Origin of the sequence: Pseudomonas sp. R5-89-07, assembly GCF_003851685.1 — a bacterium.
GTDB lineage: Bacteria > Pseudomonadota > Gammaproteobacteria > Pseudomonadales > Pseudomonadaceae > Aquipseudomonas.
The window spans coordinates 3,227,984-3,250,830 of sequence record NZ_CP027727.1 but is presented as its reverse complement, the minus strand read 5'-3'; the positions used below and the strand labels follow the sequence as shown (position 1 = coordinate 3,250,830).

Sequence of the window (22,847 nt, the reverse complement as noted above, 5' to 3'; positions counted from 1 at the left end):
TATGTAGGAGCGAGCTTGCTCGCGAAAAACGTCCAGGCAACGCGTTCATTTTGGATAAACGCGGTGGCTCTGAGTTCTTCGCGAGCAAGCTCGCTCCTACAAAAAAGCCTTGACTGACTGGCGTTAGGGCTTGCCCCCCACCTTTCTCTTTAATTGTTGGGACTTCCATGAGCCAGACCATCACCCCGCATCAACTGCAGCAATGGCTGTTCGACAGGCAGGAAATCGCGGTATTCGACGTGCGCGAACACGGGCAATACGGCGAGGCCCACCTGTTTCACGGGGTGAACCTGCCCTACAGCCGCCTGGAGCTGGAAGCACGCCGCCTGGCGCCCAATCCGCAGGTGCGCCTGGTGATCTACGACCAGGACGGCGGGGAGGTCGCAAGGTCAGCGGCGACGCGGTTGCAGGCGCTGGGCTACAGCCGTGTGCATGTGCTGGAGCGCGGGGCCGATGGCTGGCAGGCGGCCGGCCTGCAGCTGTTCGCTGGGGTGCATGTGCCGTCCAAGGCCTTCGGCGAGTTGGTCGAAGCGGCCAGCCACACACCCCACATCACCGCGCGGCAACTGGCCGAGTGGCAGGCGCGGGGCGAACCGCTGGTGCTGCTGGACGGGCGACCGTTCGAGGAGTACCGCAAGATGACCATTCCCGGTTCCATCTGCTGTCCCAATGGTGAGCTGGGCTATCGGGTGCATGACCTGGTGCCGGATGACAGCACCCCGATCGTCATCAACTGCGCCGGGCGGACCCGCAGCATTATCGGCGCGCAGACCTTGATCAACCTGGGGTTGAAGAACCCGATCTACGCGCTGGAAAACGGCACACAGGGCTGGTACCTGGAAGACTTCCCGCTGGAGCACGGCAGTACGCGGCGTTATGCCGAGCACGTCAGCCCGGACCTGGGCCGGCAGCGCCAGGCCGCAGGGCAGTTGGCTGAGCGGGCAGGGGTGGAACAGGTCTCTGCGGATCAGGTGCGCCAGTGGGCCGACGATACGCAACGCAGCCTGTTCCTGTGCGATGTGCGCACCCTGGAGGAGTTCGTCGCCGGCAGCTTGCCGGGCGCGCAACATACACCGGGGGGGCAGTTGATCCAGGCCACCGACCTTTACATCGGCGTGCGTCAGGCGCGGGTAGTCGTGGTGGACAGCGAGGGTGTGCGTGCGCCCATCGTCGCCAGTTGGCTGCGCCAGTTGGGGCATCACGCCTACGTATTGAAAGGCGGCATCGACAGTGGCCTGGCGTTGCCGACCGCCCAGCCGGTGGCGTATGAACCGCTGCCGTTGATCAGCGCCGCGGCCCTGGCGCTGGCATTGAATGATGTGGACCTGGTCGACCTGCGCCCCAGCATGGCGTATCGCCAAGGGCATATTGCCGGCGCCCGCTGGTCGATTCGTTCGCGACTCAAGCCGGATCATCGCCCCCTGGTGCTGGTGGCGGATGACCCCGCCCTGGCGGCCTTTGCCGCGCAGGGGCGCTCGGCACGCTTGCTCGACGGTGGTTTTGCGGCCTGGGCCGCGGCCGGTCTGCCGGTCCATGCAGGCCCTCACACGCTGCCCGACGAGCAATGCATCGACTTTCTGTTCTTCACTCACGACCGCCACAGCGGTAACAAGGACGCCGCGCGCCAGTACCTGGCCTGGGAAATCGGCCTGCTGGCGCAGATGAGCACGGCGGAAATCGCCAGCCTCAAGCCGTTGGCGCCGGTGTCGCGGGTGCGTACGCGGTTGATCCACGCCGCACGGACTGAAAAGGGCCACGGCGGCCGCGCGGTCAATGTGCCGATTACGCGTCTGAGTACGGTGCTGTTCGACAACCTGGCGCAGATGCGCGACGCCCGGGCCCGGCGTGACAGCGAGCGGGTGCTGAGTTACGGCGCGCGGGGCAACCCGACGGCCCACGCCCTGGAAGACCTAGTCACTGAGCTGGAAGGTGGCCATCGCACGCGGCTGTACGGCACGGGCCTGGCGGCGGCGGCCCAGGTGTTCCTGGCCTACCTGCGCCCCGGTGACCATGTGTTGATCACCGATGCGGTGTATTCACCGGTGCGCAAGCTGGCGCGGGAGTTTCTCCAGCCGTTCGGCGTCGAGGTGAGTTATTTCTCGCCCGACGGCCAGGGCCTGGAAAACCAGCTGCGGGCCAACACCCGGCTGGTCTACGCCGAGGTGCCGGGTTCGTTGTTGTATGAGCTGTGCGACCTGCCGGCGATGGCAGCGTTGTGCAAGCCTCGCGGGATCCTGCTGGCCGTCGATAACACCTGGGGCTCTGGCTACCTGTACCGGCCCCTGGCATTGGGTGCGGATATTTCGATCATGGCCCTGACCAAATACCTCGGCGGCCACAGCGACGTGATGATGGGCAGCGTGTGCACCACCGCGGCCGCCTGGCCGGCGCTGAGTCGAATGAGCGATACCTTTGGCAATGCGGTGAGCGCCGACGACGCCTACCTGATCCTGCGTGGCGCCCGCACCTTGGCGTCACGCCTGGACGTGCACGAACGCCAGGCGGTGCAGATCGCGCAGTGGTTGCAGACGCAACCGCAGGTCAAGCGGGTGTTTCATCCCGCGCTCCCCGAACATCCTGGGCATGCCCTCTGGCGCCGGGACTTCACTGGCAGCAATGGGCTGTTGTCGTTTGAGATGGTCAATGCAGACGGCGGCTACCTGGAACGTTTCATCGATAGCCTGCAGCTGTTTGGACTGGGCGCCTCATGGGGCGGCTACGAAAGCCTGGTCACCGTGGCCGACACCCAGGACCGCGACAGTGCGGCGGACCGTGGGTTGAACCCGGTGGTACGGCTGCATATCGGCCTGGAAGATGTGGCGGCCTTGCTCGAGGATTTGCAGCGTGGCTTTGCGTTGGCGTCCGTTCCATGACCGACAGGTTCTGTAACAAAAACGCCATGGCACTGGGGATCGAATCCGCGAAGGGCTATTTTGGTGCATCTCAATAACCAGAGTAGCCACGGATGAAATACCAACCCTTCAGCCGCACCCTGATTGCCACCGCGCTGGTGTTGACGGTCAGTGGCGTACACGCCGCTTCCCAGGCCCCGGTGGCCGGTGAAAATGGCATGGTGGTCACCGCCCAGCATCTGGCGACACAGGTGGGCGTGGACGTGCTCAAGGCCGGCGGCAATGCGGTGGATGCGGCGGTGGCGGTGGGCTATGCGCTGGCCGTGGTGTACCCGGCGGCGGGCAACCTGGGCGGCGGCGGGTTCATGACCGTGCAACTGGCGGATGGGCGCAAGACCTTCCTCGACTTCCGCGAAAAAGCCCCGCTGGCAGCCACGGCCGATATGTACCTGGACAAGGACGGCAATGTTGTCGAAGGCCTGAGCGCCAAGGGCCACCTGGCCGTTGGGGTGCCTGGCACGGTCTCCGGCATGGAGTTGGCCCTGAGCAAGTACGGCACCCTCAAGCGCGCCCAGGTGATTGCGCCGGCGATCAAGCTGGCCGAACACGGTTTTGCCCTGGAGCAGGGTGATATCGACCTGCTGCACACCGCTACCGGTGAGTTTGAAAAGGACCAGGACCTGCGCGGTATCTTTCTGCACAACGGCCAACCGATGCAGGTCGGCCAGACGCTGGCGCAAAAAGACCTGGCCAAGACCCTCAAGGAGATTTCCGCCAAGGGCAGCGATGGTTTCTACAAAGGCTGGGTCGCCAAGGCATTGGTCGATTCCAGCCAGGCGGGCAAGGGCCTGATCACCCAGGCTGACCTGGACACGTACAAGACCCGCGAACTGGCGCCCATCGAGTGCGATTACCGCGGCTACCACGTGGTCTCGGCACCGCCGCCAAGCTCCGGTGGCGTGGTGATCTGCCAGATCATGAATATCCTCGAGGGCTACCCGATGGCGGACCTGGGCTATCACTCGGCCCAGGGCCTGCACTACCAGATCGAAGCGATGCGCCACGCCTATGTGGACCGCAACAGTTACCTCGGCGACCCGGATTTCGTGAAGAACCCGATCGCGCACCTGCTGGATAAAAACTACGCGGCTAAACTGCGCGACGCCATCGAGCCACACAAGGCCGGGGATTCCCAGGCGATCAAGCCGGGTGTGTCGCCCCATGAAGGCAACAACACCACGCACTATTCCATCGTCGACACCTGGGGCAACGCCGTTTCCGTCACCTACACCCTCAACGACTGGTTCGGTGCGGGCGTGATGGCGAGCAAGACCGGGGTGATCCTCAACGATGAAATGGACGACTTCACCGTCAAGGTCGGCGTGCCGAACATGTATGGCCTGGTCCAGGGTGAAGCCAATGCCATCGCACCGGGCAAGGCGCCGCTGTCGTCGATGAGCCCGACCATCGTCACCAAGGATGGCAAGGCGGTGATGGTGGTGGGCACGCCGGGCGGCAGTCGCATCATCACCGCGACCTTGCTGACCATCCTGAATGTCATCGACTACAAGATGAACATTCAGGAGGCCGTGGACGCGCCGCGTTTCCACCAGCAGTGGATGCCTGACACCACCAACCTCGAAACCTTTGCGGTCAGCCCGGACACCCAGAAGATCCTCGAAAGCTGGGGCCACAAGTTTGCAGGGCCGCAGGATGCCAACCACCTGGCCGCCATCCTGGTGGGCGCCCCGGCGCTGGGTGGCAAGCCGGTGGGCAACAACCGCTTCTATGGTGCGAATGACCCACGGCGTAACACTGGGCTGTCGTTGGGTTACTGATGTCAGTCAGTTAAGCAGCAGAAGTCATCTGTGGCGAGGGAACTTGCTCCCGCTGGGGCGCGAAGCGGCCCCCGCTCTTAGCTCTAAGGAATGGGCCTGCTGCGCAGTCCAGCGGGAGCAAGCTCCCTCGCCACAGTGACCGTGTGATCGGAAAGGGATCAATCAAATGCGCGAGCGCAAGGCAGCACGCCTACTGGTAATAAGCCCCTCGAACGAGGTACTGCTTTTCAGGTTTGTTCACAAGGAAGGCGCCCTGGCCGGGGACAATTACTGGGCTACGCCCGGCGGAGGCGTTGAAGCGGGCGAAACCTTCGCAGCTGCGGCGGTTCGTGAGCTGCGCGAGGAAACCGGCCTCACAGTCGACAGTGTTCAGTCTTCTGTCGCCGAGCGCAGCTTCCCGTTGAGGCTACCGAGCGGCGAAACGGTGCTGGCGATTGAACGCTATTTCATCGTGCAGGCGCCGAACGAGGCGGTGTCCCGTGCCGAATGGACGGAACAGGAAGCCCAGGTAATGGCTGACCATCGCTGGTGGTCTGCCCAGGCACTGCGCTCGACCAATGAAACGGTATGGCCGCAAGCGTTGGCCGAGATGCTGGTGCAGGCCGGGGTCTTTCATCAGTCTGCGCCTTGAGCGATCGACGCTTGAACAAGCGCTCAGCCCAGCAGCGCTTGGGTCTGGACTATCCTGGCATAGTCCATCGCCAGGTTACTCAGCGACAGCGCATGCACGTCTTGCGCAGGCCATAGCCGGCCCGACAGGTCAGCCTGGTCGAAGGTGAAGCAGGCGTCCGCGACCACGATCACGTCAAAGCCCAGGTTGCCAGCCGAGCGTGCCGTTGCCTCGACGGAGTTGTTGGTAATGACGCCAACGATCACCACTTGCCTGATCGAGCGCGTGTGCAGCCAGCGCTCCAGCCCCGTGGCGGTAAATGCATCCGGAACGTTTTTTTCCATTACCTGTTCATGCGCGAGGGGCTGCAGCGCGTCCTGGAATTCGCAGCCGGGCTGTCCTGGCCAGAACACCGAGCCAGGCGAACGAGAGATATGCCGCACATGGATAACCGGGCGTTGCGCCTGGCGCCATGCGCCAAGAAGTTGCTCTATGTGCCGCTCAGTGTCTGGGTTATTGCGCCGGCCAAGCGAGGCGCCGGCCATGCCTTTTTGCATGTCGATGATCACCAGCGCCGCGTTCATCGCTAACGGATCCATGGTCTGTCCTTTGACGTTCGAAGGGCGAAACATAACTGCCAGGGCAGGGCGGCGGACAGCGGTTTGCGCGCCATGTGCCCGAGCTTCAACCCGTCACACCGGCAACAACCCCGCCTCCTGATAGCTCTGCACCAGTTCATCATACAAACCAATATCCGCCCGGGTGCGAGCGATCAATTGTGCGCCGGCGATGGCGGTGTAAATCGCACGGGCGCGGCGCTGGCACGTGTCTTCATCGCCCAGCTTGAGCTCGCTCAGCCGTGCGGCCAGCCACGCCACGTTGATATCGGCGAACGTGACGACTTCTTGCTTCACCGGCTCCGGCAGGCCCTGGTATTCCGCCGCCATGAAGCTGGACAGGCACAACCGGTTACCGTTTTCGAGTGAGGTTCGAAAAATGCTCGGGTAGCGCCGCAGGCATTCGCGCGGCTCAGGCGTTTCGCGGTGGATCGCGTCGAGCACGTGGGCGGTGTCTTCCCAATAGCGTTTGGCGACTGCCGCGCCGAGGTCGGCCTTGCTCGGGAAGTGGTAATAGATACTGGCGTTCTTGATCCCCACCGTTTCGCCGATGCTGCGAAAGTTGATGCCGCTGTAGCCGAAATGCTGCGCCGCGATTTTTGCATCTTCCAGAATGGCTTCTCGTGCGTTTTCGCTCACGTATTGATTCCTCGGTGGCTGGGTGACAGTGCGAATTCTACACCTTGAAAATTTTACCTGCCAACTGACAGGTAGAGGTTGACAGCCTGCAGAAAAGCCCGCAACCTTTGCCTACCACTTGACAGGTAGGCGACAAAATCATGACATCCCAACAAACCCGATCCGACAGCTCCGCTCGCGCCATGATGAAAATCTACGACTGGTACAACGGCCCTTACCCTGCGCGTGTTCGCATCGCCCTGGCAGAAAAGGGGCTGCTTGCAGACACCCAGTTCGTGTCCATCAACCTCTGGGAAGGCAAGCACAAACAGCCTGCGTTTCTAGCCCTGAACTACTCCGGAACCTTGCCTGTGCTGGAGTTGCAGGACGGCACGCTGATCGCCGAATGCACGGCCATCACCCAATACCTGGATAGGCTGGACGGCAACCCGCAGCTCACCGGCCAGACGCCGACCGAGCAAGGCCTGATCCACATGATGACGCGCCGCGCGGAAATCGAATTGATGGATGCGGTCAGCGTTTACTTCCACCACGCCACCCCTGGGCTGGGGCCTCATGTCGAGCTGTACCAGAACGCTGAATGGGGCGAGCGCATGGGTGAGAAGGCCGTACGCGGCATGCGCCATTTCGACGCCATCCTCCAGACTCGGCCCTTTGTGGCAGGCGACGCGTTTTCGATGGCCGACATTGCCGTGCTCGGCGGCCTGATCTTCGCGTCACTGGTCAAGCTGCCCGTGCCCGATGAATGCCAGGCGCTGCTGGCCTGGCACGCCAGGATGAACGAGCGCGCCAGCGTCAAGGCCTGGCACGCGATGGTGGAAGAGGGCGACCGGCAAAACTGAAAACCCCTATGCGCGTAGGGCCCGCCTTGGCAGGTGGGCCGCTACGCCAGGGGCACGTGTGCCACTGGCATAGCTATACCGATCAGCAGCCCGCACGCAAAACCCTGAGACTTCCCGACGAAAATCTTCATAATGGCGGCCATTTTGTTTAGCTCGTTATTCTGGTGTGCCCGCATGGAAATTAAGGTCAACTTTCTCGACAACCTCCGACTTGAAGCCAAGTTCGATGATTTCACGGTGATTGCCGACCAGCCGATTCGCTACAAGGGCGACGGTTCGGCGCCGGGGCCATTCGATTACTTTTTGGCTTCGTCGGCGTTGTGTGCGGCGTACTTTGTGAAGTTGTACTGCGCCACGCGCAATATTCCCACCGAGAATATTCGCCTGTCACAGAACAACATCGTCGACCCGGAAAACCGCTACAACCAGATCTTCAAGATCCAGGTCGAGCTGCCTGCGGACATTTGCGACAAGGACCGCCAGGGCATCCTGCGCTCCATCGACCGCTGCACCGTGAAAAAAGTCGTGCAGGCCGGGCCGGAATTCGTGATCGAGGAAGTCGACAACCTCGACGCCGATGCGCAGGCGTTGTTGATGCCCAACTCCACCTCGGAAGCGGGCACCTACATCGCCGGCAAGGACCTGCCGCTGGAGCAGACCATCGCCAACATGTCGGCGATCCTGGCGCGCCTGGGCATGAAGATCGAAATCGCCTCGTGGCGCAATATCGTGCCTAACGTCTGGTCGTTGCATATCCGCGATGCCCACTCGCCGATGTGCTTTACCAACGGCAAGGGCGCCACCAAGGAAGGCGCGCTGGCGTCGGCATTGGGCGAATTCATCGAGCGGCTCAACTGCAACTTCTTCTACAACGACCAGTTCTGGGGCGAAGAGCTGGCCAATGCGGCGTTTGTGCATTATCCGGATGAACGCTGGTTCCAGCCGGGCCCGGACGACGAGCTGCCGAGCGAAATCCTCGATGCCTACTGCCTGAAAATCTACAACCGCGACGGCGAGCTGCGCGGTTCGCACCTGTTCGACACCAACTCCGGTAACGAAGCGCGGGGCATTGTCTCGCTGCCGTTCGTGCGCCAGTCCGATGGCGAGGTGGTGTATTTCCCCTCCAACCTGATCGAAAACCTCTACCTGAGCAACGGCATGAGCGCCGGCAACACCTTGGCCGAAGCCCAGGTGCAGTGCCTGTCGGAAATCTTCGAACGGGCGGTGAAGCGCGAAATCATCGAAGGCGAATTTGCGCTGCCGGATGTACCGGCCGAGGTCCTGGCCAGATACCCTGGCATCCTGGCGGGCATCGAAGGCCTGGAAGCGCAGGGCTTCCCGGTGCTGGTCAAGGACGCGTCCCTGGGCGGCGAGTTCCCGGTGATGTGCGTGACCCTGATGAACCCGCGTACCGGCGGAGTATTCGCCTCGTTCGGCGCGCACCCGAGCATGGAAGTGGCGCTGGAGCGCAGCCTCACCGAACTGCTGCAAGGCCGCAGTTTCGAAGGCTTGAACGACTTGCCGCAGCCGACTTTCGAAGCCCAGGCGGTTACCGAGCCGAACAACTTCGTCGAGCACTTTATCGACTCCAGCGGCGTGGTGTCGTGGCGCTTCTTCAGCGCCCAGTCCGATTATGAATTCGTCGACTGGGACTTCTCCGGCGCTGGCGAAGACTCCAACGCCCAGGAAGCCGCGACGCTGTTCGGTATCCTGCAAGGCATGGGCAAAGAGTCGTACATGGCGGTGTACGAACACCTGGGCGCTACCGCCTGCCGCATTCTGGTGCCGGACTACTCGGAAATCTACCCGGTGGACGACCTGATCTGGGACAACACCAACAAGGCGCTGTTTTTCCGCGAAGACATCCTCAACCTGCACCGCCTGGATGAGGCGCAGCTGCACGCGCTGGTCGAGCGCCTGATCGAAAGTGAGCTGGACGACTACACCGATATCACCACACTGATCGGCATTGAATTCGACGACAACACCGCCTGGGGCCAACTGACCATCCTGGAGCTGAAGCTGCTGATCTTCCTTGCGTTGCAGCAGCACGAGGAAGCCAAGGAATGCGTGGAGATGTTCCTGCAGTACAACGACAACACCGTCGAGCGTGGGCTGTTCTACCAGGCGGTGAACGCGGTGCTGGAGATGGAACTGGACGAGGACCTGGAGCTGGCCGACTACGAGGCCAACTTTAGGCGCATGTTTGGCAACGAGCGCATGGACGCCGTGATCGGCTCGGTCAACGGCAGCGTGCGGTTTTATGGGCTGACGCCGACCAGCATGAAGCTCGAAGGGCTGGACCGGCATTTGCGCTTGATCGAGAGCTACAAAAAGCTGCATGCAGCGCGGGCTAACATCATCCCGGCCTGATTTTGCACAATCAATGTGGGAGGGGGCTTGCCCCCGATGGCGGTGGTTCAGTCGACTAACCCAGTGGCTGACAGATTGCTATCGGGGGCAAGCCCCCTCCCACATTAGATTGCCGTTGTTTGGGGGGATTTATATGTGGGTCAGGGCCTGGGCCAGGTCCGCGCGCAAGTCTTCTACATCCTCAACCCCCACCGACAACCGCACCAACCCGTCACCAATCCCCAACTGCGCGCGCGTCGCCGCTGGGATGCTCGCGTGGGTCATGATCGCCGGGTGTTCGATCAGGCTCTCCACGCCCCCCAGGCTCTCGGCCAGCGCGAACACCTTCACGTTCTCCAGAAAGCGCCTGGCGCCCGCCAGGTCGCCGTTCAAATCCACTGAAATCATTCCGCCAAACCCGCGCATCTGGCGCGTGGCCAGTTCGTGCTGTGGGTGGGATTTCAAGCCGGGGTAATGCACCCGTGACACCTGTGGTTGCTGTTCCAGCCAGGTCGCCAGTTCCAGTGCGTTGCGGCAATGGCGCTCCATGCGCAGGGCCAGGGTTTTCACGCCGCGCAGGGTCAGGAACGCGTCGAAAGGCCCGGCGATGGCGCCCACCGAGTTTTGCAAAAAGCCCAGGCGCTCAGCCAGCTCGGGGTTGTCGCCAACGATGGCGATGCCGCCGATCACGTCCGAGTGGCCGTTCAGGTACTTGGTGGAGGAGTGCACCACGATGTCGAAACCCAGCTCCAGCGGGCGCTGGATCCACGGGCTGGCGAAGGTATTGTCGGCCACGCAGAGGATGCCGCGGGCGCGGCAGAGGCGGGCGATGGCGCTGAGGTCGGTCAGGCTCAGCAACGGGTTGCTGGGCGTCTCGACCCAGACCATGCGCGTGTCGTCCTGCAGCGATGCTTCAAAAGCCGACAGATCACTCAGGTCGACATAGCTGAACCGATGCCCGGCGCTGCGCTGACGCACCTTGTCGAACAGACGAAAGGTGCCGCCATACAGGTCATTGCCGGAAACGACGTGTGCACCGGCATCCAGCAGCTCAAGCACTGTAGAAATCGCCGCCAGCCCCGAGGCAAACGCGAAGGCCTGGGTGCCGCCTTCCAGGTCGGCAACGCAGCGCTCCAGGGCAAAGCGCGTCGGGTTATGCGAGCGGCCGTAGTCGAACCCTTTGTGCACGCCTGGGCTGTCTTGCAGGTAGGTGGAGTTGGCGTAGATCGGCGGCATCAGCGCGCCCGTCGTCGGGTCGGGGGATTGACCGGCGTGGATCACACGGGTGGCAAACGCGCTTTTATCGGGCTGGCTCATGCAAGGGATCTCCGTAGGTGGTTGAGCAGGTCGACGCGGGTGATCAGGCCGTGGAAGCCCGAGGCGTCGGCAATGATGGCGACCAGGCCGCGATCCAGCTCCGCCTGCAGTTCGGCCAGGCTGGCGCTGGGGGCCAGGGTGTGAAGAGTGCGGGTCATGGCGCTGGCCACGCTCATGGAAAAATGCGTGGCGTCCTGGTGCAGGCCCAGCAGCAGGTCGGACTCATCGATAACCCCCGCCAGTTGTTTGCCGTCCACCAGCACCGGCAGCTGCGAAACGTCCGCCAGGCGCATGCGCTGGAAGGCGGTGAGCAGGGTGTCATCGGGGCTGACGCTGATCACCCGGCCATCTTCGAAGCGGCGGGCAATCAGGTCGCGCAGGTCGCCGTAGTGCTTGTACTGCAATAGGCCGGCATCGTTCATCCATTGGTCGTTGTAGACCTTGGACAGGTAGCGCGTGCCGGTGTCGCACACAAAGGTGACCACGCGCTTGGGCTCGGTTTGTTCGCGGCAATAGCGCAGCGCGGCGGCGAGCAGGGTGCCGGTGGACGAGCCACCAAGAATGCCTTCGGCCTTGAGCAGTTGGCGGGCGTGGTCGAAGCTTTCTTCATCGCTGATGGAATAGGCGTGACGCACGCTGGACAGGTCGGCAATCGACGGAATGAAATCCTCGCCGATGCCCTCGACCGCCCAGGCGCCAGGGGTTGGCAGTTGGCCGCTGCGGCTGTATTCGGCCATCACCGAACCCACCGGGTCGGCCAGCACCATCGCCAGTTCGGGCTGCACGCGCTTGAAGAAACGCGTCAGCCCGGTGAGGGTGCCGGCCGAGCCGACGCCCACCACAATCGCATCCACATCGTGCTGGGTTTGCGCCCAGATCTCCGGCGCGGTGCTGGTTTCATGGGCCAGCGGGTTGGCCGGGTTGTTGAACTGGTCGGCAAAGAACGAACCTGGGATGCCCTTGGCCAGGCGCGCGGCCACGTCCTGGTAATACTCGGGGTGGCCCTTGCCCACATCGGAGCGGGTGATATGCACCTCGGCGCCCATGGCCTTGAGGTGCAGGACTTTTTCCGTGGACATCTTGTCGGGGACCACCAGCACCACCCGGTAGCCTTTGGCGCGACCGACCAGCGCCAGGCCCAGGCCGGTGTTGCCGGCGGTGGCTTCGATAATCGTGCCACCGGGGCGCAGCCGGCCGTCGCGCTCGGCAGCGTCGATCATGGCCAGGCCAATGCGGTCCTTGATCGAACCGCCGGGGTTTTGCGATTCAAGCTTGAGAAACAGGGTGCAAGGGCCGGTATCGAAACGGCTGACCTTGACCAGCGGCGTGTTACCGATCAGTTCAAGTACGGCGGGGCGGGATAGGCTGGGCATGTCGTCACCTGGTTACGGGATGGGCGTAGGGTGGGGGGACAGCAGAACGCAAAGCATGGCTAGAAACATAGGCCGGTCCCGCGTGGGGTGCAACCGGGTGGTCCGATGTGTGACTATTTTTGGCGCATGGTTGGTGAAGGGGGAGGCCGTGGCGAGCTCGGGCCTCGCAGGCAACCGAGATCAAATGTGGGAGTTGTCGAGCCCCGGCGAGGCTACGAAGGCGGCGGTATTGCTGGCCTATATACCACCTGACCCACCGCTATCGCGGCCTCGCTAAAGCTCGTGCGCTCCCACATTCCAACATTCCAACATTCCAACATTCCAACATTCCAACATTCCAACATTCCCACGCCCCATCAGCGCCCGGCGATGGCGGCTTCGATAGTGGCGATGTCAATTTTGCCCATGGTCATCATGGCGTCAAACGCGCGCTTGGCTACCCCCGGATCCTTGCTGGTCACCGCATCAACCAGCACCCGTGGCGAGATCTGCCATGACAGGCCCCATTTGTCCTTGCACCAGCCACAAGCGCTTTCCTGGCCACCATTGCCGACGATGGCGTTCCACAAACGGTCGGTTTCAACCTGGTCATCGGTCGACACCTGAAAGGAAAACGCTTCACTGTGCTTGAACATCGAACCGCCGTTCAGGCCGATGCAGGGGATGCCCAGCACGGTGAACTCCACCGTCAGTTCATCGCCCTGCTTGCCGGACGAATAGTCGCCGGGGGCGTAGTGCACGGCCTTTACTTCGCTATCGGGAAATGTTTTGGCATAGAAGGTCGCCGCCTCCAGCGCATCGCCGTTGTACCAGAGGCAAATCTTGTTTTTGTCGTTCATCGCAGGCTCCTTGGGTTGAAGGGTGCCTGAAGTCTAGACGATCGCTACGCCAGGGCGCTGTTGGCGCGAGCACCCGCACGCCGCGAGCGCCAGCCCAACCCCAGTACCATCAGCAAACCCAGGCCCGCCATCAGCGCGCCCGCCAGGGAAATCGCCGGGTAACCCAGTCCGGCATTGATCACCGCGCCGCCCAACGCCGCCCCAATTGCATTGCCAAAATTGAACGCCCCGATGTTCATCGCCGAGGCCAGGTTAGGCGCATCTTTTGCCGCCTCCATCACGCGCATCTGCAACGGCGGTACCAGGGCAAAGCTGGCGGCGCCCCACAGCAGGATCGACAGGGCGGCGGGCAACGGCCATTGCATCAGCACCGAAAAGGCCAGCAGTACGGCAATCAACACCACCAGCGAAATCACCAACGTGCGGTCCACCGAACGATCCGCAGACTTGCCACCCCACACATTGCCCAGGGTCAGCCCGATACCGAACAGCACCAGCATTCCCGTGACAAAGTTGGTCGACGCGTGGGTGACATCGCGCAAGATCGGCGCGATATAAGTGAACACCGTGAACATCGCACTGGAACCCACCACCGTCAGCGCCAACGCGGCCAGCACCGGCCCGCGCCCCAGCACGCGGATCTCCGCCATCAGGCTGCCGCCTTTCGGCGCGGGTGCATTCGGCAGCGCCCACCACAGCGCCGCCATCACCACCGCGCCCAGCCCGCTGATGCCCCAGAAGGCCGTGCGCCAACCAAAGTTCTCGCCAAACCAGGTGGCCAGGGGCACGCCACCAATGGTCGCCAAGGTCAGCCCCAAGAACATCGCTGCCACAGCCCCCGCGCGCTTCTCCGGCGCGACCACACTCGCCGCCACGATCGAACCAATACCGAAAAACGCCCCGTGGTTCAGTGAGGTCACCAGCCGGGCAATCATCAAGGTCTGGTAGTTGCTCGCCAGTGCCGACAGCAAATTACCCAAGGTGAAAATCGCCATCAGCCCGATCAACAAATAACGCCGGGGCACCCTGGCCGTCGCCAGCGTCATGATCGGCGCGCCAATCAGCACGCCCATGGCGTAGGCGCTGACCAAAAGCCCCGCAGCGGGAATGGATACGCCAAGATCGGCGGCAATACCGGGCAACATGCCCATGGGTGCAAACTCCGTGACCCCGATGCCAAAGGCACCGATGGACAAGGCTACAAGGGGTGGATTGATACGCATGGTTGACTCCTCATCTATGTGCCAAATGCTACAATCCGGCCTTTTCAAGCAGTAGCCCCTGATTGGGAACTACACCTTTGCGCCGGAGGCACAAATGGAAATAGGCGGGCGGTCGGGAGAGATGGAAGTGTTCGTCCGTGTCGCCGAACACGGCAGCCTGTCGGGCGCGGCGCGTGCCTTGGGGCTGACGCCATCGTCCATCAGCCGCATCATCACCCGCACCGAACGGCGCATCGGCACCCGGCTACTGCTGCGCACCACCCGCGCCATCACCTTCACCGCCGAAGGCGAAGCCTACCTGCGTGGCGCCCGGCGCATCCTGGCGGACATGGCCGAAGTCGAAGACGCCATCACCGACCAGGGCGCCCCACGCGGTCGCCTCCGAGTCAGCGCAGCCCTGGCCCACGGCCGCCTCACCATCGTGCCGCTGATCGCCTCCTTCAGCGCCCGCTATCCGGCCATCCTGGTCGACCTGATGCTGGGCGACGAAGTGGTCGACATCCTCGGCGGCCAAGCCGACGTGGCCATCCGCTTCGGCCCCCTGGCCGACAGCCCCTTGACCGCCCGCCACATCGGCTCCACCGGCCAAGTCATCGTCGCCTCACCCGACTACCTGGCACGGCATGGCACCCCGGTGACGCCGCAGGATTTACTCGGACACAACTGCCTGCGCTTCAACTTCCGCCGCGCGGCGCCGGATTGGCCGTTTCGAGTAGAGGGGCGGGATTTTTCGTTGAAAGTGACGGGGACGATTGAAGGGAACAGCGGCGAGGCGCTGGCACAGTTGGCGAAGCTGGGGGCGGGGATTGCGCGGGTGGGGGCGTTTAGCGTGGCGCAGGATCTGGAGCGGGGGGAGTTGGTGCCGTTGCTGGAGGCGTATAACCCGGGAGATGTGGAGCCGATTCATGCGGTGTTTGTGGGTGGGGCGGCGATGCCGGGAAGGGTGAGGGCGTTTGTGGATTTTTTGGTGGGGGGGCATTGGGTGTGAGGGGGAGTGTGGGATGGGTGTAGAAGGGGGGGCGTGACTGGCGGGTTTCGGCCAGAAGCAGTCATTCGCAATCATACAAATTCAAGGCAAATTGCTTACCCACTACAAAGTGAGAACTGTAATCTCTCTCAATCGCGGTCTCCTGAACCAAACCGTTAAGAGGCATCGGTTCTTCTTATCGGTTTTGGGTGAGCGAAGCTCCGGCTTTCTTGTACTCCACAGCGCCCATCCAATATGAGCATGGTTTGGCTCTCCTGCACCGGGAATGGATTCTTCGACTATAAGGGTATGGACATTATTGTACTGCGAAGGTAAAAGCGATGGCAAAATGCCAATAATAGGGACGTCGTCGTATGAATTCTGTCAAGGAAATCGTTGAGTGGGCCGTCACAGACCTTTCTGACTGGGAGGCCGACTTAGTTCGGCGTCTTTTGGAAAATGGAACACTACCAGAGGACTCCATTAAGCAAGTTATTGACAACGTCATCACAAGTTTCGGAATTAATGAAGGCGGAGAGCTTAAAGACTGTACAGCTCCATTTGTTAAGAACGAGATCATCGACGATCTGCCATCATCTGAACCAATCAAACTATGCAGCGTGTATGCTGTAGAAAATATAAACGCTATCTATAATGGATCGACATTGCCGTTCAGTCATAATGGGATCACTCTTATCTATGGTGAAAACGGGTCTGGAAAATCCGGATATACTCGACTTTTAAAAAATGCTTGCTTCTCCAAACATGTCGAGCCAGAAATTCTCCCAAACGTCTATAAAAATCAGAAAGGTCCACAAACCGCAAAAATTTCTTTTTTAAAGAACGGAGAACGATTGGTTTGGGAGTGGTCACCCGGAAAAACATTGACAGAGCTTTCAGTTATAAATGTATACGACTCTGATTCTGGAAAGATACTTTTAGAAAAAAACAATCAGGTCACGTACAAGCCAAAAGGGGTAGAAATATTTGATGAAGTAGCCTCTATAACCGAGGAAATTAAAAGAGTAGTTTCTGGAAAACTCAAAATAGCGAAACTTCCCGAGATATCCGACATTGAGAAATCTCCTGCCCTTCATGGATGGCTGAAGGCAATTTCTGACGAAACAACTCTTCAAAGTATAAAAACAAAGCTTTCTTGGGGCGATGAAAATCAGATTGAATTAGACAGATTGGGAGTTGCGATACAAGAAAATGAAAACGGTACTAGCACAAAGAAACTTGAGAAAATTACTGCCTTGATCGAAACACGTATCCCTAGGGTAATTTCGAAACTTAAGAGCTGTTTAGGTATACTCAGCAGTCAAAAGGCAAGGGAAGTATCTGAGTTAGAGAGCGCCGTAACTGTTACGAAACAGGCCTATGATTTAGCTGTCGCGAAGTTAGAAATAGCAGAACCGCTGGAAGGCGTTCATACCAAAGCATGGAAACTACTTTTTAACGCTGCAAAAGAGTTTTCAGAAAGCCATGCCTATGTAGGCAAGGATTTCCCCAACGTTGATGATGGCTCCCTGTGCGTTTTGTGTATGCAGCCCCTAGAGCATGAGGCCAAAGACAGATTGTCGCGATTTGAATTGTATATCATCGACAAAAGCAAAACGGTATACGAAACAACGCTTGCAAATCTTGAAGCAACAAAAAAAGCAATTAAAGATATTGTTGCGCCAGATCAAGAGTCTTATGAGCCACTTTGTAACGATCTGGCAGAGATTCTTGATAGTGATCACAGAGTTAGCGCGATATTTAAAATCATAAAATCAAGAAAAGACTACTTTGAACAGCCCAGCGACCAAAGTCGCGCATACCCTTCTGAGGAAGTAGACGCTGATCTACTGTCGCAGACTTTGATAGAGTTTCTGAGCCAGAAAAGACAAGAACTATTGCAAACGATTTCCCCTGAAAAACATAAACAGAATATCTGCAGACGTACTGATCTACAGCTAAACCGTAACTTGCATATATCTAAAGATTTGATTGTTGAATATCAGCAATCGCTTGCGTTCAATAAAAAAATAGCCGACGCATTAAATGCAATAAAAAATACGAAGCAGAAATTTTCCACCAAAGCTAAAGCTATAATTTCACAGCTAGTCACGCCAGATTTCATAGAGAATTTCAAGGCTGAATTAGAGTTTATGGGTGTTTCTCTTGATGTAAGAATCTCCCCAGTCGTGCGTGATTCTGATACCTCCCATAGTTTTTCCATAGCAGCTAAACGGCCTGGAAAAATTCTCAGCGAGGGGGAACAAAAAGTAATTTCTCTATCAGCGTTCTTGGCGGAAATTAAAACGTTCAGAAACAACGCTCCAATAATATTGGATGATCCGGTCAGCTCGCTTGATCATATATACCGAGAGAAAATCGCCGAGCGGCTATCGAAAGAGGCGCTAACTCGACAGATTATTATATTTACACACGATCTTTCGCTGATTATGGAAGTCGAGGGAAAGTGCGATGATATCGCTCTTACGCTCGGAAAAGGACCCGCTCGCTCGACATTTACCATACGCAGAAATGGCACAGACTCAGGGTTTTGCTACAGCAAAGCACCGTGGCGCGGTATGAGTACCGCTCAACGAGCACAACAACTAGATGAAGATACTCATGCCATTAAGGATTTTTACGAAAGTGATATTGGTAATTATAACCAGCGTGCGGCGCTGATTTACTGTTTGCTGCGGGAAGCGTGGGAAGCGCTAATAGAGCAAGATCTATTTTGCCAGATCGTAACGCGAGGCAGAAATAGCGTTCAAACCCTTAGACTGAATCAGCTTAGTATTGAACCTACAGATGCAAGTATCATCACCCAACAAATGACTAAGACTAGCAATTGGATGTTTGGCCATGACAAATCTCGAGCATTAACAGAAAATCGGCCCGCTCCAACGGATGTACTTGAAGATATTGCCAAGCTTAGGGCATTTTCGAAAGAAATTATTGCAAGAAGGAAAGCCGCAGAGAAAGAGTTCGGCGATCAATTTAAACCACCCGTGTGCGAGGTCGGCTGAAAAACGTTAATAGCGGTGAATCCCATCCCGAACTCAAAATGGTGCCGCATTTTGGCTGCACCAGCTGCGTGCCTGCTAGCCTTTTTCAAATCTGCTGCTTCCACCAACGCCACTGCGGCTTCGGGCCGAGGTCGTGTAAAAACGTTTTAGCGCAGAGCTGAGGTATAGAATCAAATTGCATAGAGCGAGGTGTTGATATGAATGAAGGCCTTTACGACATTGAGGTTTTGGCAAATCGGTGCAGATCCGATCAATCTCGTGAACACGTAACTGAAGCTATTCGTTGTTACAAAGCAGGTGCATACAGGGCAACAATTGTAACTGCGTGGATCGCTATAGTATTTGACCTGCTTGACAAAATCAGGGAGTTGTCACTGTCTGGGGACGCCGCAGCAAAATTACTAGAGGATAAGTATGCTGGGTATATTGCTCAAATCAATAATCAAAGCCAAGACGGCATAAAAGGGGCGCTTGAGTTTGAGCGGAAAATCTTGGAAACCTGTCGAGATACCTTGCAATTTTTTGATTCTCAACAATTTGTCGATCTTGAGCGCTTGCGCGAGGACCGACATCGCTGTGCGCACCCTTCTTTTCAGGATCTTGGTGTTCCTTATTATCCTTCAGCAGAGCAAGCGCGTTTGCATATTAGAAATGCGGTCATTCACGTGCTTGCTATGCCGCCGGTTCAAGGAAAGGCGGCTCTCGCAAAGCTTAAAATTCTAATAGCATCAGATTATTTCCCGCTGGATGTTAAGAGTGCTGAACTGCATTTGCGAGGCTCTAGCTTGGGAAATGGAACCGACGCCCTATTTAAAGGTATTGTCGACTCATTAATTTTCGGCTTCGTCACCCTCAATGATCCTCTGCATCATAAACCACAAGTATATGTAGCGCTCAATGCATTAGTCGAAATGAGGCCGGCTGTAGTTGCGGAACGACTGAAAAAAAATCTCAACCGCGTCGTAGTTAGCGCTCCTGATAAAGACTTTGCCAGCGCAGCTGCATTGATCGCATGGGTCAAAGGCGCATTGGAGGTTTTGGATGCGCCTGCTAAGGACAAAATTAAGAGATATGTAATGGTGGGCCCAACTATTGCGTTATTAAATCAACTTGAATCTTTCTATTTTATGCCTTCGCTAACCAGTGTGGTTATTGATCGTATAAATAGCTTGTCTATTGATGAGTTAGCCGTCGGGATCACAACTAATCTCAGGTATACGGCAAAGTCGCGCTCCATAAGTTTGCTCGGGCTTGCCCGCAGTTGGAGTGCTGTTAACGATATTTTTGATAAATTGATACTGCCATTATTCGGCTATTTGACAGTTGAAGAAATCAAACAAATTATCAGAATGCCAAGCGAGACTGGTGCCGATCTCATAAGCGCGCACTCATACGCATTGTTTATCGAAAACGTTAGGAAGCATTCAATACTGAAAAAAGAAGAATTAAACGAAATGCTTACGAAGCATCATGCGAGTTATTTAGTTGTGGTCTGATCTTAATTGCATCTGACAGCTTGATTTCGCCTTGCCAATCGTCGCCCAATCAGGTCGTCCATAGCGGCTGGAGAGATGGGCTCTCTTAAGTACGCTCAGCGTCTGCTTTTGGCCGATCGCAGCCGATGAGAAAGCACCCACTGCTTTCACCACACGCTGGCCTAGTTGCTCCAGCGCGTGGAGATTTTTTCATTAACCCGACGTAGCAACCGAACCCGCTTCCACCTCCGAAACCTGCTCCCGCAACCGCCGCCCAATAACATCCATCAAATCACACCCATCCCGCAGCGGTATCGCCAGCAGCTGCGCAAAATCCGAAAGCACAACGCAATCAGCGTCCACCTCACCCCGAAAAGCGATGTTTTCCAACACTTGAGTCACAGTGCGAATGCGGTAGTCAGCCATCGCTTGCAGCACGTCGAGCGGTGCTTCTGAATCAATGAGAAGGGACGCAGGAACCAGATCGATTCCGGTAAGGGGGATATATCTTTCCATGTTTAAAGCTCCGATAAATACAGTGATTTACCGATAGTCAGGTCGCCAAACCCGGTCGCTCCATGGCGACTGGAGGACTATAAGCGTCCTTGCATTGGAGGATCAACGTCAAGGTTGTAACCAACACGGGTCGCTCAAGTCCAATTACCGTTCACGCCCTATGCGCAGTCAACAACACCGTCGCCGCCGCCGACAAACAACCCCCCACATTTAAAAATGGTGGTTTGACCCCGATTTTACATTTTCTGACTTCCCTCAACCCCTTTTTGGCACTTGCCCACCTAATACCGCCTTTTACACTTGCTGAAACGTTTCATCGAGTTTATAAAACTGCCACAACTCCAAGAAAGGCTACCGCCATGACCCCCCTAAAATTCGCTGTCGCCCTCACCGCACTCTCCGCCGCCTCCCACGCCATGGCCTGGGACTATGTGCTCCTCGACACCGACAAAGCCGCGCAGAACTGGCAGGTCACCAGCCAGCAACTCGGCGTGCAAACCGAAAAACCCTTCAGCGTTACCCTGCGCACTCTGCACGGCGGTCGGCAGGAGGGGGTGAGCATTGTCGACATCGATAACGGCACGATGAAGCTCTCGGTGGTGCCGACTCGCGGTATGAACGTGTTGCAGGCTTCGGTCGGCGATGTGCGCATGGGGTGGGATTCGCCGGTCAAGGAAGTGGTCAATCCTTCCTTCATCGAACTCAATGGTCGCGGCGGGCTGGGCTGGTTGGAAGGTTTCAATGAGCTGGTCACCCGTTGCGGCTATGAATGGGTGGGTCACCCTGGCATCGACAACGGCGAATTGCTGACTCTGCATGGCAGGGCCGCGAATATCCCTGCGAACAAAGTCACCTTGCACATCGATGAAAAGCCGCCGTACGCCATCACCCTGCGCGGTGAGCTGAAAGAGCAGGCGTTCAAGAAGGTCGATTTTTCCGTGGCGACCGAACTGGTCACCGAGCCCGGCAGTGTTGTGTTTGCTCTGAACGACACCCTGACCAACAACGGCGACTATCCTAAGGAATACCAGGCGCTGTACCACAGTAACTTCAGCACTCCGTTCCTGGAGCAGGGCGCGCGTTTCGCCGCACCGGTGAAGCAGGTGTCGCCGTTCAACGACAAGGCCAAGGGCGAATTGGCCGATTGGCAAACCTACCGCGCACCCACCAAGGACTACGACGAAACGGTTTACAACGTGGTGCCCTATGCCGATGCCAAGGGCGATACCTTGACCGTGCTGCACAACAAAGCAGGCAGCCTGGGCGTGTCGGTCGGTTTCAATACGCAGACGCTGCCGGTGTTTTCCCTGTGGAAGAACACTGATACGCAAGTGCAGGGCTATGTCACGGGGCTGGAGCCGGGAACAAGTTTTTCCTACAACCGCCGTTATCAGCGGCCACTGAACCTGGTACCCACCATTGGGCCCAAGGAACACAAGCAGTTCCGCATCAGCTACAGCTTGTTGGCGGATAAGGCAGCTGTAGACAAGGCCTTGAAGCAGGTCAGCGAGATTCAGGCTGGGCGTGAGACTGAGGTGAGGCAGACGCCGTTGGTTGATTTGACCAAGGGGTAAGGGCGCCTGCACTGCTTCCACACACCGGCGCGGGAGTTACGCCCGGCGCGCGGTCAATAAAACCGTCGCCGCCGCCGACAACAACCCCGCGCAGCACCGATTGAAGATCCGCTTACCCCCAGGCTCGGCAAACCAGCGGCGCATATGCAAACCCATGTAGGCGTAGGCGCTGATAGCGATCCATTCCAGCGCCAGGAACATCGCGCCCAGCACGGCAAATTGCGCGGTGACGGGTTGGCCGGGCACCACGAATTGGGGGAGGAAGGCAGTAAAGATAAGGATGGCTTTCGGGTTACCCGCTGCCACCAGAAACTCCTGTCGCGCCAGGGCCCAGACGCTCATCCTGTTCGTGGCGGTTTGCGCCTCTGCCTGCGGGTTCGCGCACCACAGCTGGTACGCCAGGTAAAACAGGTACGCCGCGCCAAGCAGCTTGATCCCGTAGAACAGCAATTCCGACGTTTGCAACACCACCGCCAGCCCGGCGGAGGCGAGGGCGATCATGCCGGCAAAAGCCAGCAGTCGGCCGAGGCCGGCCAGGCAGGAGGTGCGGTAGCCGTAACGGGTGGCGTTGCTGACCGACAGCAGGTTGTTGGGGCCGGGGGCCATGTTCAGGGCGAAGCAGGCGGGCAGAAAGAGGGCGAGGGTGGCAAGGTCCATGGCGGCTCCGGAGTGGGTTGGACGGGAGCGTCGAGGATAAGGGGAGTGGGGGCGGTGCAGCAATCACGGCCAAGTTACGTCGAGTATGGAGAAACTAATTTCGTCATGTGCCCGCATGCATACTGAGACG

Annotated in this window: 17 protein-coding genes; 9 read left to right on the top strand and 8 right to left on the bottom strand. The window is 58.4% G+C overall.

Annotated features, from left to right (window positions below; all coding sequences use genetic code 11):
- The first annotated feature begins 167 nt into the window (after nt 1-167).
- The 3 genes from metC to C4J94_RS14880 all read left to right on the top strand — a co-directional run bounded on the left by metC (nt 168) and on the right by C4J94_RS14880 (nt 5,321).
- On the top strand, nt 168-2,873 hold the full coding sequence (gene metC, locus C4J94_RS14890; protein WP_124386872.1) for a cystathionine beta-lyase: 2,706 nt from the start codon (nt 168-170) through the stop codon (nt 2,871-2,873).
- A 92-nt stretch (nt 2,874-2,965) separates the two neighbouring features.
- Nucleotides 2,966-4,690 (top strand): gamma-glutamyltransferase, encoded by a 1,725-nt coding sequence (gene ggt / locus C4J94_RS14885; protein ID WP_124386871.1) that lies wholly within the window; start codon nt 2,966-2,968, stop codon nt 4,688-4,690.
- A 166-nt stretch (nt 4,691-4,856) separates the two neighbouring features.
- Nucleotides 4,857-5,321, top strand: a complete 465-nt coding sequence (locus C4J94_RS14880; RefSeq protein ID WP_124386870.1) for an NUDIX hydrolase — start codon at nt 4,857-4,859, stop codon at nt 5,319-5,321.
- Between the two features lie 23 nt (nt 5,322-5,344).
- Here the strand turns inward: C4J94_RS14880 and C4J94_RS14875 are convergent, their stop codons facing one another.
- Together C4J94_RS14875 and C4J94_RS14870 are read right to left on the bottom strand one after the other, a co-directional pair.
- A complete protein-coding gene (locus C4J94_RS14875; protein ID WP_124386869.1) occupies nt 5,345-5,899 on the bottom strand; it encodes a cysteine hydrolase family protein in 555 nt (184 codons plus the stop codon).
- Between the two features lie 93 nt (nt 5,900-5,992).
- A complete protein-coding gene (locus C4J94_RS14870; protein ID WP_124386868.1) occupies nt 5,993-6,556 on the bottom strand; it encodes a TetR/AcrR family transcriptional regulator in 564 nt (187 codons plus the stop codon).
- Nucleotides 6,557-6,696: 140 nt separating this feature from the next.
- On the opposite strand from C4J94_RS14870, the gene C4J94_RS14865 reads away from it, so the two are divergent.
- Nucleotides 6,697-7,398: a glutathione S-transferase gene (locus C4J94_RS14865; RefSeq protein ID WP_124386867.1), complete on the top strand. Its 702-nt coding sequence runs from the start codon at nt 6,697-6,699 to the stop codon at nt 7,396-7,398.
- Nucleotides 7,399-7,572: 174 nt separating this feature from the next.
- Nucleotides 7,573-9,771, top strand: a complete 2,199-nt coding sequence (locus C4J94_RS14860; RefSeq protein ID WP_124386866.1) for an OsmC domain/YcaO domain-containing protein — start codon at nt 7,573-7,575, stop codon at nt 9,769-9,771.
- Between the two features lie 129 nt (nt 9,772-9,900).
- On the opposite strand, the gene C4J94_RS14855 is transcribed toward C4J94_RS14860, so the two are convergent.
- The 4 genes from C4J94_RS14855 to C4J94_RS14840 all read right to left on the bottom strand — a co-directional run bounded on the left by C4J94_RS14855 (nt 9,901) and on the right by C4J94_RS14840 (nt 14,502).
- The gene (locus tag C4J94_RS14855; RefSeq protein WP_124386865.1) at nt 9,901-11,067 is read right to left on the bottom strand and encodes a cystathionine gamma-synthase; all 1,167 of its coding nucleotides are present in this window, start codon (nt 11,065-11,067) and stop codon (nt 9,901-9,903) included.
- A complete protein-coding gene (locus tag C4J94_RS14850; protein WP_124386864.1) occupies nt 11,064-12,440 on the bottom strand; it encodes a cystathionine beta-synthase in 1,377 nt (458 codons plus the stop codon). Before C4J94_RS14850 ends, C4J94_RS14855 begins: the two co-directional genes overlap by 4 nt.
- Before the next feature lie 356 nt (nt 12,441-12,796).
- Nucleotides 12,797-13,279, bottom strand: coding sequence for a VOC family protein (locus C4J94_RS14845; RefSeq protein ID WP_124386863.1), 483 nt, complete (start codon nt 13,277-13,279; stop codon nt 12,797-12,799).
- A 44-nt stretch (nt 13,280-13,323) separates the two neighbouring features.
- Nucleotides 13,324-14,502 carry an MFS transporter gene (locus C4J94_RS14840; protein ID WP_124386862.1) on the bottom strand — a complete coding sequence of 393 codons (1,179 nt, stop codon included), beginning with the start codon at nt 14,500-14,502 and terminating at the stop codon, nt 13,324-13,326.
- Nucleotides 14,503-14,596: 94 nt separating this feature from the next.
- Between C4J94_RS14840 and C4J94_RS14835 the strand changes: the two genes are divergently transcribed.
- The 3 genes from C4J94_RS14835 (at nt 14,597) to C4J94_RS14825 (ending at nt 19,991) form a co-directional block, all read left to right on the top strand.
- Nucleotides 14,597-15,490 (top strand): LysR family transcriptional regulator, encoded by an 894-nt coding sequence (locus C4J94_RS14835; RefSeq protein ID WP_124386861.1) that lies wholly within the window; start codon nt 14,597-14,599, stop codon nt 15,488-15,490.
- Nucleotides 15,491-15,843: 353 nt separating this feature from the next.
- A complete protein-coding gene (locus tag C4J94_RS27870) occupies nt 15,844-18,495 on the top strand; it encodes an AAA family ATPase (protein ID WP_256657527.1) in 2,652 nt (883 codons plus the stop codon).
- A 197-nt stretch (nt 18,496-18,692) separates the two neighbouring features.
- Nucleotides 18,693-19,991 (top strand): hypothetical protein, encoded by a 1,299-nt coding sequence (locus C4J94_RS14825; RefSeq protein WP_124386860.1) that lies wholly within the window; start codon nt 18,693-18,695, stop codon nt 19,989-19,991.
- 192 nt (nt 19,992-20,183) lie between these two features.
- On the opposite strand, the gene C4J94_RS14820 is transcribed toward C4J94_RS14825, so the two are convergent.
- Entirely contained in the window at nt 20,184-20,486 is a 303-nt protein-coding gene (locus tag C4J94_RS14820) for a hypothetical protein (RefSeq protein WP_124386859.1), read from the bottom strand.
- 359 nt (nt 20,487-20,845) lie between these two features.
- Between C4J94_RS14820 and C4J94_RS14815 the strand changes: the two genes are divergently transcribed.
- Nucleotides 20,846-22,060 carry an aldose 1-epimerase family protein gene (locus C4J94_RS14815; protein ID WP_124386858.1) on the top strand — a complete coding sequence of 405 codons (1,215 nt, stop codon included), beginning with the start codon at nt 20,846-20,848 and terminating at the stop codon, nt 22,058-22,060.
- 36 nt (nt 22,061-22,096) lie between these two features.
- On the opposite strand, the gene C4J94_RS14810 is transcribed toward C4J94_RS14815, so the two are convergent.
- Entirely contained in the window at nt 22,097-22,717 is a 621-nt protein-coding gene (locus tag C4J94_RS14810) for a LysE family translocator (protein ID WP_124386857.1), read from the bottom strand.
- Between the last annotated feature and the right edge of the window lie 130 nt (nt 22,718-22,847).

Bases quoted from the DNA above. Each gene is read 5' to 3' on its own strand.
- C4J94_RS14880 (WP_124386870.1), top strand. From the start codon at position 4,857: ATGCGCGAGCGCAAGGCAGCACGCCTACTGGTAATAAGCCCCTCGAAC.
- C4J94_RS14865 (WP_124386867.1), top strand. From the start codon at position 6,697: ATGACATCCCAACAAACCCGATCCGACAGCTCCGCTCGCGCCATGATG.
- C4J94_RS27870 (WP_256657527.1), top strand. From the start codon at position 15,844: ATGAATTCTGTCAAGGAAATCGTTGAGTGGGCCGTCACAGACCTTTCT.
- C4J94_RS14855 (WP_124386865.1), bottom strand. From the start codon at position 11,067: ATGAGCCAGCCCGATAAAAGCGCGTTTGCCACCCGTGTGATCCACGCC.
- C4J94_RS14860 (WP_124386866.1), top strand. From the start codon at position 7,573: ATGGAAATTAAGGTCAACTTTCTCGACAACCTCCGACTTGAAGCCAAG.
- C4J94_RS14820 (WP_124386859.1), bottom strand. From the start codon at position 20,486: ATGGAAAGATATATCCCCCTTACCGGAATCGATCTGGTTCCTGCGTCC.
- C4J94_RS14875 (WP_124386869.1), bottom strand. From the start codon at position 5,899: ATGGATCCGTTAGCGATGAACGCGGCGCTGGTGATCATCGACATGCAA.
- C4J94_RS14810 (WP_124386857.1), bottom strand. From the start codon at position 22,717: ATGGACCTTGCCACCCTCGCCCTCTTTCTGCCCGCCTGCTTCGCCCTG.
- C4J94_RS14840 (WP_124386862.1), bottom strand. From the start codon at position 14,502: ATGCGTATCAATCCACCCCTTGTAGCCTTGTCCATCGGTGCCTTTGGC.
- metC (WP_124386872.1), top strand. From the start codon at position 168: ATGAGCCAGACCATCACCCCGCATCAACTGCAGCAATGGCTGTTCGAC.
- C4J94_RS14835 (WP_124386861.1), top strand. From the start codon at position 14,597: ATGGAAATAGGCGGGCGGTCGGGAGAGATGGAAGTGTTCGTCCGTGTC.
- C4J94_RS14825 (WP_124386860.1), top strand. From the start codon at position 18,693: ATGAATGAAGGCCTTTACGACATTGAGGTTTTGGCAAATCGGTGCAGA.
- C4J94_RS14845 (WP_124386863.1), bottom strand. From the start codon at position 13,279: ATGAACGACAAAAACAAGATTTGCCTCTGGTACAACGGCGATGCGCTG.
- C4J94_RS14850 (WP_124386864.1), bottom strand. From the start codon at position 12,440: ATGCCCAGCCTATCCCGCCCCGCCGTACTTGAACTGATCGGTAACACG.
- ggt (WP_124386871.1), top strand. From the start codon at position 2,966: ATGAAATACCAACCCTTCAGCCGCACCCTGATTGCCACCGCGCTGGTG.
- C4J94_RS14815 (WP_124386858.1), top strand. From the start codon at position 20,846: ATGACCCCCCTAAAATTCGCTGTCGCCCTCACCGCACTCTCCGCCGCC.